Here is a 12,979-nt window from a genome sequence, read left to right as displayed (position 1 = left end):
TGCCGATACGAAGCTGACGATGAGAGGTTTGCCATGAGTCGTTCGTCCACACTCGCGCAACGCGGGTTGATGCTGTCCCTTTGCGCGCTGATGAGCGCGTGCGCCAGTCAGGCGGTGACACCGCCCAAGCAGAATTCCGCTGTGGCGATCGATGTCCCGCAAATCAAGCGCCCCGAAGGCGAGACGCCGCAATGGTGGTTCCGCAACGGCGCGGCGCAGGCGGCGCAGGTGTCGGCGCAGGCGGGTGGGCAGGGGCAGCGGGCGAAGAATGTGATCGTGTTTCTCGGCGATGGCATGAGCATTCCCACCATTGCCGCGGCGCATGTGCGCGCGGGGCAGCGCAAGGGTGTGGATGGCGAGAGCTACAAGCTTAGCTTCGAGCAGTTTCCGTTCAGCGCGTTCAGCCGCACCTACGAGACCGATCAGCAGACGCCGGATTCGGCCGGCACCATGACCGCGATCATGACCGGCGTGAAGACGCGTGCCGGCTATATCGGCGTGTCGCAGGTGCCGCGCCGGCAGGATTGCGCGGCCAGCAAGGGCCAGGAACTGGTGACGACGCTGGAGCTGGCCGCGGCGGCAGGCATGAGTACCGGTGCGATTACGACCACGCGGATTACCCACGCCACACCGGCGGCGACTTATGGCCATCTGCCGGAGCGCAACTGGGAAGTGGATGCCGAGCTGACGGCGCAGGCGAAGGCGCAGGGCTGCAAGGATTTCGCCGCGCAGCTGGTCGACTTTCCCGCCATCGACGGCCTGACCGTAGCGATGGGTGGTGGCCGCACCGAATTCATGCCGGCCGGCGAAACCGATCCGGAGTACGCCAACAAGGTCGGCCAGCGCCTCGATGGCCGCGACCTGATCGCGCAGTGGAAGGCGAAGCATCCGGGCGGCGCTTACGTGTGGAACGACAAGCAGCTGAAGTCGCTGGACCTGTCGAACACGCCGCGCCTGCTCGGCCTGTTCGAGCCTTCGCATATGAACTACGAGCATGAGCGCCCGCAGGACAAGGCCGGCGAACCGAGCCTGGCCGAGATGACGGTTGCCGCGATCGATGTGCTCAAGCGCAACCCGAACGGTTTCTTCCTGATGGTCGAAGGCGGCCGCATCGACCATGCGCTGCACGCCGGCAATGCCTACCGCGCGCTGGACGAAACCATCGCCATGGCCGACGCCGTGGAAGCGGCGCTGGGGCATACCGATGCGCAGGACACGTTGATCGTGGTTACCGCCGATCACTCGCATACGATGACGTTTGCCGGCTATCCCAAGCGCGGCAATGACATTCTCGGCCTGGTGCAGGGGCATACCGACAGCTACGACGAGGAAGGTGGCGCCGGCATTGCGCGCGATGCCACCGGCAAGCCGTACACCACGCTGGGTTTTGCCAATGGCCCGGGTTACACCGGCGCCACCGACAAGCAGCCGGAAGGGCCGAAGCGTTATCCGCACAACCCGAATGAGTATTCGCCGGCGAAGAAGGGGCGGCCGGATCTGAGCAAGGTCGATACCACCGCACCGGACTATATGCAGGAAGCGATCGTGCCGTTGAAGGGCGAGACGCATGGTGGCGAGGATGTGGCGATTTTCGCCAATGGCCCGGGCGCGTCGGCGTTCCATGGGGAGATCGAGCAGAACGCGATCTTCCACGTGATCGTGCAGCATGCGCCGCGCTTGCGCGAGGAGTTGTGCAAGCTGGGTAGTTGCAATGCGGATGGGGTGCCGGTAGATCGGCCGACGTATGAGGCGTGGTTGAAGCAGGTGAGTGCGAAGTAACGCCTCGCCCTCGTTCCGGCGCACAGCGTAGGTTGGGGTGAGCCGCAGGCGAACCCCAACATGGCCACGTCCAGGCGCGCCGCATGGTTGGGGTTCGCTTTGCTCACCCCAACCTACGCCGGTGGTGGTGCCGTTTCATGCTGTATCTGCTGCCTCTGAAATGGTCAAACCAACAGTTGCGGATGTGGATGGGCGCCGAAAGGCGTGGCGCCATCCACGCGCAGCGCGGCGGCGAGATAAGCCCATAGCGCTTCCGGCGCGGCAGCATCTTCCGGCGGTGAACCATCGGGCAGTTGCCGGCCCGCGGAACCCGTCCTGACGTACTTGCCGATCACCGTCGCCGTACCTCCCTTCGCATGATCGGCACCTGGCAGCGTGCGGCTGAACTCGCCGGTCAGCAGCGTCACCACATTGCGTCCGCGCAGCGTCAGCATGCGCTGCAGGAACACCGACAGGCCCGGCGTGATCGGCGCCATGATCTGGCGCGCGAGCTTGCCGCCGTCATCGTGATGCGTATCGAACTGCCGATCCTCGCGGCCGGTGAAAGCCACTTGCGCGAAGACCACGCCGGCATCCGCGCGGACCAGAGCCTCGACGGCTGCGAACGTGGCAGGCAGATCGTCGACCGCCGTGCGGCCCGGGGTGACGCCATACGCATGGCGGATGCCACCCAGCGCAGCAGCAGCCAGGCCCGCATCGGCGAAGGCGCCGACGTGCTGGCAGACGATGCCGCGTTCGGCCGGCGGATCGGCCGCGACACCTACCGGTACGCCGAGCCGGTTGACGATGACGCAAGGCAGAGGACTGGCCGGCAAGGCCGCGGCCATCCGCAGCAATTGGCTGCGCGGCCCCGATTGCAGCATCGCCACGCGAGCATCATTGTGGCTGTACAACCCATGGCGGAACGGCACCGCCGCCATATGCGCAAGCGCGACTGCCGGCAACGCGCCCAACGAAGCGGCATCGACATACAGGCGATGGCCCAGCGCACGGACATTGCCGGATCTCACGTCAAAGGCGCCGTTGGCAAGAAACGCATCGGCACTGTTGAACAAGCCAGCTGGCCCACCGTTCAACCACAGCACGACCAGCGCTGGGCGTTCGCGTGGTGATGCCAAGGCATCGAAGGGGCCAAGTGCAAGCGCGCCGGCGACGGCAAGGCCGGCTTTCAGCAGGCTGCGCCGGGAAGGGGAATGGGTAGGCATATGGGATGGCCGGGTGGGTGAGATGCAAGGCAGCCGCGGTCGTTCGTCACCGCAGCGAAAGGCGGGGTCCAGTGCCTTCAAGGCCCTGGATTCCAGCGTTCGCTGGAATGACGGGATCGAGAGGTGGCGAAGCTTTGCTGGGTGTGCTTAAGCTAGTCCTGTCCATCCATCGAACGGCGGCCATCCTGTGTCGCGAATCAGACAGCCAGCGAAGCGCGCAACAGCGTGGCCGATGACCGCGCTGGCCAAGGACTACCCGCGTGGGTGCCATGTGCCTAAGCACCAGCATCGCCGCGGCCAACTGATCTACGCCGCCAGCGGCGTGATGCAGGTGACCACCCGCGAAGGGATCTGGATCGTGCCGCCGCAGCGCGCGCTGTGGATACCGATCGGCATGCCGCACGAGATCCTGATGGAAGGGCGCGTGGCGGTGCGCATGCTTTATCTCGATCGCGCCACCAGTGCACCGTTCGGCGCGCATTGCCGCGTGCTGGCGGTGGCGCCACTGCTGCGCGAACTGGTCCTCGCGGCGGTGCAGGCGCATGGCGAACGCGACGCGGCGACCTTGCAACTGGCCATGCCCTTGCTGCTGCATGCGCTGCTCAAGGCGGACGAGGCGCCGTTCCGCATCCCGGTGCCGTCGGACCCGCGGCTGAAGAAAGCCTGCCAGCGCCTGCTGGACGATGCCACGCGGCCGGATACGCTCGAACAGCTCGCGGCACGGGTCGGCGCCAGCAGCCGCACCTTGGCGCGTCTGTTCGAAAGCGAGCTGCGCATGTCCTTCGTGCGCCGGCGCCAGCACGTGCGGCTGGCGCGCGCGATCAGCCAGATGAGCCTGGGCCGTCCGATCAAGACCGTCGCGCGCGAAGCTGGCTATGCGAGCTGCAGTGCGTTCTGCAGCATGTTCCACCGGATCATCGGCGCCAGCCCCACGGCGTACCTGCGCCAGGTCGAGGGACGGCCCGCTTTATGACTGCGCTGCGGCGTCCGTCATCTCACCGTCAAAGAACCGACATGTGGCCGCTTCACGATATTTGAACGTCCGCGCCCCCAACGCGCGACGCCCCGATCTCCTGGAGCTCTGCATCTCATGAAGAAGAACCTGCTGGCGATGGCCACGGCCGTCGCGCTCGCCGCTTTGTCCCACGGCGCCATGGCCGAGGACCTGCCGACCGCCGACGCGACCAACGTCAAGCCCGACGCGGCCAAGACCCTCGAAGGCGTCTCGGTGATCGGCCAGGGCGAGACCCGCCAGGTGCAGCGCGTGACCACCAAGGACGTCGCCGTGCTGCCGGCCGGCACCAGCCTGCAGAAGATCCTCAACCGGATGCCGGGCGTGAACGTGCAGTCCAACGACGCGTTCGGTGCTAATGAGGAATCGCAGACCATCAGCCTGCGCGGCTTCAACGGCCAGCGCCTGGGCTACACGCTGGACGGCGTGCCGCTGGGCGACAACGCCTACGGCAACTACAACGGCTTGAACATCAGCCGCGCGCTGATCGCAGAGAACGCCGCGGGCGCCGAACTGGCGCAGGGTATCGGCAGCCTCGGCATCGCCTCGACCAGCAACCTGGGCGGCGCCATCCAGTATTTCTCCGCCGATCCGCTGCCGACCTTCGGCGGCCGCTTCGCGCAGACCTTCGGCAGCGACCAGAACCGGCGCACCTATCTGCGCCTGGATACCGGCGACTTCCACGGCTTCTCCATGTACCTGTCGGGCGTGCGCGCCACCGCCGACATGTGGGCGCCGCCGAGTTCGCCGACCACCACCAAGCAGTTCAACGCCAAGGCCGTGTATCAGTTCGACGGCGGCCGCATCACCGCGTTCGCCGACACCTCGCGCACCTCGCAGGCTGACTACGCGTACCTGTCCAAGAGCGGTATGGCGCGCGGCCTGGGCTGGGACTGGAACCTGTATGCGCCGAACTGGAACCGCGCGCTGGCCGCGGCGTATTGCGCGCCGGCCTACACCATCAAGGGCGTGAAGGATGCGCGCTGCGGCTACTCCGGCGGCGTGGACAATATCGACGACGCCTACTACCAGAGCCGCGCGCTGCGCCGCGACGACCTGTACTACCTCGCCGGCGATTTCTATCCCAGCGACGCGCTGACCGTGCACGCCCAGGTCTATCACCACGAGAACGCCGGCCAGGGCCACTGGTGGTCGCCGGGTCAGAAGTCCAACCCGGGCGCGGCGCAGGAGCTGCCGATCTCGATCCGCAGCACCAACTACAAGATCAACCGCAACGGCGTGCTCGCCTCGCTGGGCTGGGATCTGGGCAGCCATCACCTGGAAGGTGGCGTGTGGTACGAGCAGAACCACCACAACGTCGAGCGCAACTTCTATTACATCCCGTACACGCTCAGCAGCCCGATCAGCGACAACACCTACCTGAGCGATCCGAATCGCCGCCTGTTCAACCAGGCCTACACCATCACCACGCGCCAGGCCTACCTGCAGGACAGCTTCAAGCTGCTGGATGACCGCCTCAGCGTGGACATCGGCGTCAAGAGCCCGCACGTGACCATGACCGCGCGCCAGGCGCCGGGCGTGTACGAGGCGCCGGTGGCCAACGGCACCTTGAAGGCCGAGAAGAACCTGCTGCCGCAGGTCGGCGTGGGCTACAAGCTCGACGCCGGGCAGGAGCTGTTCCTGTCCTACGCCAAGAACATCGCCGCGTTCCAGGGCGGCGGCGCCAGCGGCCCGCTGCTGGTGACGCAGTCCTCGTTCGACGCCACCCGCGGCAACCTGAAGCCCGAGCAGTCGCGCACCATCGAAGGCGGCTACCGCATCGTGCAGCGCGAGTTCGAAGCCTCGGCCGCGGTGTACGACGTGAAGTTCGACAACCGCCTGCTCTCGCTCAATCCCTGCCCGAGCATCCAGCAGGGCACCACGTTGGCGTGCACCACGCGCTTCTACAACGTGGGCTCGGTGAGCAGCCGCGGTGCGGAGTTCACCTTTATCTGGAAGCCGTTCGAGCATTTCCAGTGGTACAACTCGGCTTCGTTCAACCGCTCCACGTATGACGACAACTACGTGCAGAACGGCGCCGTGGTGCCGACCAAGGGCAAGATCACGGTGGACACGCCCAAGCGCATGTTCGCCAGCGAGATCGCCTGGACCTACGGCCCGTGGAACCTGAGCCTGCGCGGCAAGTACACCGGCTCGCGCTACTACACCTACACCAATGACCAGGGCTTCGGCGGCTATACCTCGTTCGACTTCGGCGCCGGCTACGACTTCGGCGCGGCCTGGTTCGCGCAGGACGTGCGCCTGTCGCTCAACGTCAGCAACCTCACCGACAAGCGCTATGCGTCGAACCTGACGGCGTTCGCCAACACCGATCCGAACGGACGCCAGCTGGCGTTCCATGCCAGTGCGCCGCGGCAGAGCTTTTTGACGCTGGACGTGAAGTTCTGAGAAGGCATCGCGATGGCGTAGCGTAAAGCCCCTCTCCCTCCGGCGACCCGAAGGTAGTCCCTGTGGGAGAGAGGGGTTGGGGTGAGGGTACGGGCGGAGCGCAAGAGTGATGCGCACCGCTCCGCCCGTACCCTCATCCGGCTGCCGCCACCTTCTCCCGGAGGGAGAAGGATGTTTATCTGGAAGCACAATTACTAGCCCAGTAAGGAGCCCCCATGAAACCGTTATGCTGGCTAGCCCTCGTTACCTTGAGTCTGACCTTGCCCTGCGCTGCCTACGCTGCCGAAAGGCCGATTGCCGCAAAGGTCCTCGTCCTGGGCCATCGCGGCGCCAGCGCCCTGCGGCCGGAGCACACCCTGGCCTCGTACGCCAAGGCGATTGCCGACGGCGCCGACTTCGTCGAGCCGGACCTGGTGATGACCAAGGACGGCGTGCCGGTGGCCCGCCACGAGAACGAGATCGGCGGCACCACCGACGTGGCCGCGCATGCGGAATTCGCCGGACGCAAGACCACCAAGACCATCGACGGCCACCATGTCACCGGCTGGTTCACCGAAGACTTCACCCTGGCCGAACTGAAGACCCTGCGTGCGCGCGAGCGGCTGCCGGAATTTCGCGGCACCAAGTACGACGGCCAGTTCCAGATCCCCACCCTGGACGAGATCATCGATTTCGTCGCCGCCGAAGCCGCGGCGCAGGGCCGGGTGGTCGGCCTGATCCCCGAGATCAAGCACGGCACCTATTTCCAGAAAGCCGGCCTGCCGATGGAAGACCGCGTGCTCGCCATCCTCGATGCGCACAGCTACACGCGCACCGCGCCGGTGGAGATCCAGTCCTTCGAGATCGCCAACCTGCGCTATGTGCGCGGCAAGCTGGGCAAGAGCCATCCGAACGTGCGCCTGCTGCAGCTGCTGGACGATCCGAACGAGCAGCCGTACGACGTGGTGGCCGCGGGCGGCAAGCTCACCTATGCCGACATGATGAAGCCGGCGGGGCTGCGCGATATCGCCGGCTACGCCGATGCCATCGGCCCGAACATCCGCGCCATCATCCCGCTCAACAAGGACGGCACGCTGGGCCAGCCGACCGCGCTGGCGCATGACGCGCATGCGGTGAAGCTCGAGCTGCACCCGTACACGTTCCGTCCGGAGAACCATTTCCAGGCGAAGAACTTCTGGCAGGGCAGCGATCCGAAGACCTTCAACGAGGCCGGTTCCGTGGCGGAAATCCGCGCCTATCTCGATGCTGGCGTCGATGCGTTCTTTACCGACGACCCGGCGCTGGGCCGCAAAGCAGTCGACGGTCGCTGAGCTGCCATCACGCTGTCACCGCGGACGGGTTCACTCGCCCGTCCACTCTCTGTGCGGTGATTCCATGCGTCTGCAACGCGGTTTCCTGGCCGGCCTGCTTGGCCTGGCCTTTCTTGCACCGGCGCATGCCGTACCGGTGCTGCTGATCTCGATCGACGGCCTGCGCCCTGCCGACGTGCTGCAAGCCGCGCAGCACGGGCTGAAGCTGCCCAATCTGCAGCGCTTCATGACGGAAGGCAGCTACGCCAGCGACGTGCGCGGCGTGTTGCCGACGCTGACCTATCCCAGCCACACCACCTTGCTCACCGGCGTGTCGCCGGACAAGCATGGCATCGCCGGCAACCTCACCTTCGATCCCAGCAACAAGAACCAGCAGGGTTGGGCCTGGTACGCCAGCGATATCCGCGTGCCGACCTTGTGGGACGCCGCGCATGCCGCGGGCCTGAGCACCGCCAACGTGCACTGGCCGGTGAGCGTGGGTGCGCAGGTCGACTGGAACCTGCCGCAGATCTGGCGCACCGGCCTACCGGACGACCGCAAGCTGCTCGCCGCACTGGCCACGCCGGGCCTGCTGCCCGGGCTGGAAAAGGAACTCGGCCCCTACGCCGACGGCATCGACGAGACGCTGGCCGGCGACGAGAACCGCACGCGCTTCGCGGTGAAGCTGCTGGAAGAACGCAAGCCGGCCTTCATGACGGCGTATCTGGCTTCGCTCGATCACGAGCAGCATCACAGCGGCCCCGATACGCCGGAGTCGAAGCGCACGCTGGAGCGTATCGACGGCCTGGTCGGCGAGATGGTCGCCGCCGCGCGCCGCGTGCATCCGGACGGCGTGATCGCGGTGGTGTCCGACCACGGCTTCGCGCCGGTGCAGCAGGACGTCAACCTGTATGCGCCTTTTATCCAGGCCGGCCTGATCACCTTGAAGGATGGCGCCGTGGCCGATTGGCAGGCGATGCCGTGGAACGACGGCGGCAGCGCGGCGATCGTGCTGAAGGAGCCGGGCAACGCCGACATGGTGGCGAAGGTGCAGGGCTTGCTGGCGCAGTTGCAGGGCAATCCGGCGTATGGCATCGAACGCGTGCTCGATCATGCGCAGACGGTGGAGCGCGGCGGTACGGCGCAGGCGTCGTGGTTCGTGCTGTTCAAGGCCGGCTACGAGATGGCGATCAAGCCGGACGTACCGCTGCCGGCGCCGAGCCATTACCGCGGCATGCACGGGTATGACCCGGTGTGGCCGATGATGCGCTCGACCTTCCTGATCGAAGGCAAGGGCGTGCCGGTGGGCAAGAATTTGGGCGCGATCGATATGCGCGACATCGCGCCGACCTTGGCGAAGTCGCTGGGTGTGGCGTTGCCGGCGGCGCAGGGCAAGGTGTTGTTCTCACCCTAAGAACATGTCTGACGTAGGTTGGGGTGAGCCGCAGGCGAACCCCAACGTCGCGAGGCACATCAATGTGGCGATGTTGGGGTTCGCCTGCGGCTCACCCCAACCTACGTCCGGGTGGAAAGGCGCGAATACCTCCGCAAATCGCGCGTAACTGACGCCAATCTTGCGCTAACGCACATCACTGCCCACTGACACGCAGATGTAAATCCGATTTCACAAATCCCTAGCAAGCTTGCGCACCAACGGCTGCTGGCGGCCGCGTCATGTCGTCCTTGCCGGGCAGCGAAGGACGCGAAGGGATGACGCGCTCGCCGAAGGGGGCAGCCGTTCTTTTTCCCATTCATCTATTTCACCTATCGACGTGGCCACCCGCCAAGGCGGGCGGCTGCGCAAAGGAAACGTACGCATGTCAGTCCGCAAGGGTTCCATCCGCCTTACCGGCCTCGCGCTCGCGCTGTTCGCGGCGCTGCACGGCACGGCCGCCGCAGCTCCCGGCGACAACGACACCACGCCCGCGGCTCCGGTCGATGCCGCCGCCGACAAGGCCAAGACGCTGGAGTCGGTCTCCGCGATCGGCCAGGGCGAAGTGCGCCAGGTGCAGCGCATCACCGTGGAAGACGTGAAGATCCTGCCGCCGGGCACCAGCGCGCTGAAGGTGCTGGCCGGCAAGCCGGGTGTGCATTTCGAGTCGGCCGATCCGTTCGGCAACTACGAGTGGTCGACCCGCTTCAGCCTGCGCGGCTTCAACCAGAACCGCCTCGGCTTCACGCTGGACGGCATTCCGCTCGGCGACATGAGCTACGGCAACAACAACGGGCTGCACATCAGCCGCGCGCTGATCGCCGAGAACCTCGGCAGCGCGGAACTGGCCGAAGGCATCGGCGCGCTGGGTACCGCTTCGACCAGCGATCTCGGCGGCACGGTGCAGTTCTTCTCCTCCGACCCGCTGCCCAAGTACGGCGTGCAGTTCTCCCAGGGCTTCGGCACGGATGCGGCGCGCCGCACCTTCGTGCGCCTGGATACGGGCAACGTCAACGGCTTCGCCATGTACATCTCCGGCGCCTACTCCGACGTCAACAAGTGGAAGGGCGACGGCGACCAGGAGCAGATGCAGTTCAACACCAAGGCCACCTACGATTTCGGCGACAGCCGCATCGGCGCGCTGCTGACCACCTCCGACCGCGACGAGACCGACTACCAGGATCTGTCGCTGGACATGGTGCATCGCCTGGGCTGGAACTGGGACAACTACGCGCCGGACTGGAACCGCGCGGTGAACGCGGCCAAGGGCATCTACAGCGGCGGCGTGACCAATGCCGACGACGCGTATTACGCCGGCCGCGGCGTGCGCAAGGACCGCGTCGCCAGCCTGTTCGGCGACTTCGCGCTGGCCGAGGGCGTGCGCCTGAAGGCCACCGGCTACTACCACAACGATCGTGGCCAGGGTCACTGGTTCACGCCGTACCAGGCTTCCTTCCCGGGCACGCCGCAGGAAACGCCGATCTCGATCCGCACTACCGAGTACGGCATCGACCGCGTCGGCGGCACGGCCGCGCTGACCTGGGACATCGGCGCGCACCACGTGGAAGCGGGCGTGTGGTACGAGGACAGCAACCACAACGTGCAGCGCAACTACTACTTCATCACCGGCCCGGTGGATGACCGCAAGTTCCTCGAGAACCCGAACCTGCGCCTGTTCTACCAGCACTACGAAACCACCACGCGCCAGTTCTACGTGCAGGACAGCATGCATTTCCTGGACGATCGCCTGAGCGTGGACGTGGGCTTCAAGGCGCCGCGCACCGAAGTGGAAGCGACCAATCTGCCGGGCACCGCGCGCGCCTACGCGTCGGGCGACCTGGTGGCGAAGAAGAACTTCCTGCCGCAGGTCGGCGCCAGCTACCAGCTCGGCGGCGGCTACGAGGTGTTCGGTTCGTACTCCAAGAACATCGCCGCGTTCCAGGCTGGCATTTCCGGCCCGCTGGCCACCACCCAGGTGGCGTTCGATACCTTCGGGCGTTCGTTGAAGCCGGAACAGTCGCGCACCTTCGAAGGCGGCCTGCGTGCGGTGTCCGACTTCTACGAGGCCTCGCTGGCGCTGTACGACGTGAAGTTCGACAACCGCCTGCTGGCGATCTCCCGTTGCAGCGGCATCGTGGGTTGCCCGAGCGCGTACGCCAACGTCGGCTCGGCCACCAGCCGCGGCGTGGAGCTGGCGCTGAACTTCAAGCTGACGCAGGAACTGCGCTGGCGCAACTCGCTGTCCTACAACCGCTCGCGCTACTCGGACGACTATGTCGACGGCGGCGTGGTGGTGCCGACCAAGGACAAGACCGTGGTGGACAGCCCCAAGCAGCTGTTCTTCACCGAGCTGGCCTGGGTCTCCGGCCCGTGGGACCTGCGCGCCTCGGCCAACTACACCGGCAAGCGCTACTACACCTATATCAACGACGGCGCGGTGCCCTCGTACTGGCTGTTCAACGCCTCGGCCGCCTACGACGTGGGCAAGCTCGGTGTGGTGCAGGACCTCAAGCTGGCGCTCAACGTGACCAACCTGGCCGACAAGAAGTACTTCGGCTCGATCGGCACCAATGGCTTCGTGGCCAGCGACCCGCAGGGCCAGTTCGCCACCATGCAGGTGGGCGCCCCGCGCGCGGCGATGCTTACGGCAACCTTGCGGTTCTAAGCATCAAGCCCTCCAAGGCCGAACCCTTCTCCCCTTGGGAGAAGGTGGCGGTAGCCGGATGAGGGTATGGGCGGAGTGAAACTCACCACTTCGGCCGCACCCTCACCCCAACCCCTCTCCCGATGGGAGAGGGGCTCAGCGCTGCGGTATTCCTCAATCTTCAAATTGGAACCCTTCTCCCTCCGGGAGCACGCGGGGAGCGCACAGGGATGTGCGCGGCTTTGAGGAGCGAGGAAGGTGGCGGCAGCCGGATGAGGGTACGGGCGGAGCGGTGCGCATCACCCTTGCGCTCCGCCCGTACCCTCACCCCAACCCCTCTCCCGATGGGAGAGGGGCTTACCGCACCAGCCCACAAACGCGACCTGCACCCGGGAAAAATAAAGTAGCGATTCCGGGAAAGCCTCGCCCCACTTATGATCGCCGGCGTACCTCCGCCCGATCGCCCGCATGGCCGCCATTCCTTCCGTTGTTCCACTCCAAGCCGTTCCCCGCTGGATGGCCCTTGGCGTCCTGTTGACGGCGCTGGGCGCCATTGCCGGCGCGATGCTGGCCGACACCGAGGACGGCAGCCAGTGGATGTGGCTGCACTGGGCCTGCAAGCCGCTGGCGACCTCGCTGGTGTTCGCCCTGGCCTGGCGCGTGCGCGAGCCGATCTCGGCGCGCTACCGCGCCTGGGTGCTCGGCGGCCTGGGGCTGGCCCTGGTCGGCGACGTGCTGCTGATGCTGCCGCAGGACCTGTTCGTCGAAGGCCTGGTGGCCTTTCTGTTCGCGCACGTGTGCTTCCTGGTGGCGCTCACCGGCGATGTCCGCCTGGGCGCGAAGCCCATCGCTTTGTTGATCTGCGTGGGCTATGCGGTGCTGTGCATGTGGTCCCTGTGGCCGACCCTGCCGGAGGAGCTGCACCTGCCGATCGTGGTCTACACCCTGGTACTGGCCCTGATGGGCGGCCAGGCGGTGGGCCGCGCCTGGCACCACGCACTGGCGCGCGATGCGCTGGCCAATCCAGCCTGGCTGGCCGGCGCGGGCTCGATCCTGTTCATGCTCAGCGACACCTTGCTGGCCTGGAACCGCTTCCGCATCAGCCTGCCGCTGGCGGCGCTGTGGATCCTCGGCTGTTATTTCGGCGCGCTGTGGCTGCTGGCGCGCTCGGTGATGCGCGCCTCGCCTGAAGACTCGGCGCTGCGGTGA

General features: G+C 66.3%; 8 protein-coding genes. 7 read left to right on the top strand and 1 reads right to left on the bottom strand.

Annotation, left to right across the window (positions count from 1 at the left end; all coding sequences use genetic code 11):
- The first annotated feature begins 33 nt into the window (after positions 1-33).
- Positions 34-1,779: an alkaline phosphatase gene (locus AB4083_RS17395; protein ID WP_441609423.1), complete on the top strand. Its 1,746-nt coding sequence runs from the start codon at positions 34-36 to the stop codon at positions 1,777-1,779.
- Between the two features lie 164 nt (positions 1,780-1,943).
- Here the strand turns inward: AB4083_RS17395 and AB4083_RS17390 are convergent, their stop codons facing one another.
- A complete protein-coding gene (locus AB4083_RS17390; protein WP_441609422.1) occupies positions 1,944-2,984 on the bottom strand; it encodes a DUF1501 domain-containing protein in 1,041 nt (346 codons plus the stop codon).
- A 232-nt stretch (positions 2,985-3,216) separates the two neighbouring features.
- Here AB4083_RS17390 and AB4083_RS17385 point away from each other — a divergent pair, with 232 nt between their 5' ends.
- The 6 genes from AB4083_RS17385 (at position 3,217) to AB4083_RS17360 (ending at position 12,979) form a co-directional block, all read left to right on the top strand.
- Positions 3,217-3,957 carry a helix-turn-helix domain-containing protein gene (locus tag AB4083_RS17385; protein WP_441609420.1) on the top strand — a complete coding sequence of 247 codons (741 nt, stop codon included), beginning with the start codon at positions 3,217-3,219 and terminating at the stop codon, positions 3,955-3,957.
- A gap of 180 nt (positions 3,958-4,137) precedes the next feature.
- Positions 4,138-6,405 carry a TonB-dependent receptor gene (locus AB4083_RS17380; protein WP_441609563.1) on the top strand — a complete coding sequence of 756 codons (2,268 nt, stop codon included), beginning with the start codon at positions 4,138-4,140 and terminating at the stop codon, positions 6,403-6,405.
- A gap of 215 nt (positions 6,406-6,620) precedes the next feature.
- Entirely contained in the window at positions 6,621-7,715 is a 1,095-nt protein-coding gene (locus AB4083_RS17375) for a glycerophosphodiester phosphodiesterase (RefSeq protein WP_441609418.1), read from the top strand.
- A gap of 64 nt (positions 7,716-7,779) precedes the next feature.
- Positions 7,780-9,108, top strand: coding sequence for an alkaline phosphatase family protein (locus AB4083_RS17370; protein WP_441609416.1), 1,329 nt, complete (start codon positions 7,780-7,782; stop codon positions 9,106-9,108).
- A 403-nt stretch (positions 9,109-9,511) separates the two neighbouring features.
- Positions 9,512-11,791, top strand: coding sequence for a TonB-dependent receptor (locus tag AB4083_RS17365; protein ID WP_441609414.1), 2,280 nt, complete (start codon positions 9,512-9,514; stop codon positions 11,789-11,791).
- A gap of 495 nt (positions 11,792-12,286) precedes the next feature.
- Positions 12,287-12,979 (top strand): lysoplasmalogenase, encoded by a 693-nt coding sequence (locus tag AB4083_RS17360; RefSeq protein ID WP_441609412.1) that lies wholly within the window; start codon positions 12,287-12,289, stop codon positions 12,977-12,979.

Origin of the sequence: Dyella sp. 2RAB6 (genome assembly GCF_052115385.1) — a bacterium.
Classification (GTDB): domain Bacteria; phylum Pseudomonadota; class Gammaproteobacteria; order Xanthomonadales; family Rhodanobacteraceae; genus Dyella_D.
Note: the sequence above shows the minus strand (reverse complement) of the source record. Positions and strands in the feature narration are given on the sequence as shown.

Excerpts from the sequence above, each read along its gene's own strand:
- AB4083_RS17395 (WP_441609423.1), top strand. The coding sequence starts at position 34 with ATGAGTCGTTCGTCCACACTCGCGCAACGCGGGTTGATGCTGTCCCTT.
- AB4083_RS17390 (WP_441609422.1), bottom strand. The coding sequence starts at position 2,984 with ATGCCTACCCATTCCCCTTCCCGGCGCAGCCTGCTGAAAGCCGGCCTT.
- AB4083_RS17385 (WP_441609420.1), top strand. The coding sequence starts at position 3,217 with ATGACCGCGCTGGCCAAGGACTACCCGCGTGGGTGCCATGTGCCTAAG.
- AB4083_RS17380 (WP_441609563.1), top strand. The coding sequence starts at position 4,138 with ATGGCCGAGGACCTGCCGACCGCCGACGCGACCAACGTCAAGCCCGAC.
- AB4083_RS17375 (WP_441609418.1), top strand. The coding sequence starts at position 6,621 with ATGAAACCGTTATGCTGGCTAGCCCTCGTTACCTTGAGTCTGACCTTG.
- AB4083_RS17370 (WP_441609416.1), top strand. The coding sequence starts at position 7,780 with ATGCGTCTGCAACGCGGTTTCCTGGCCGGCCTGCTTGGCCTGGCCTTT.
- AB4083_RS17365 (WP_441609414.1), top strand. The coding sequence starts at position 9,512 with ATGTCAGTCCGCAAGGGTTCCATCCGCCTTACCGGCCTCGCGCTCGCG.
- AB4083_RS17360 (WP_441609412.1), top strand. The coding sequence starts at position 12,287 with ATGGCCCTTGGCGTCCTGTTGACGGCGCTGGGCGCCATTGCCGGCGCG.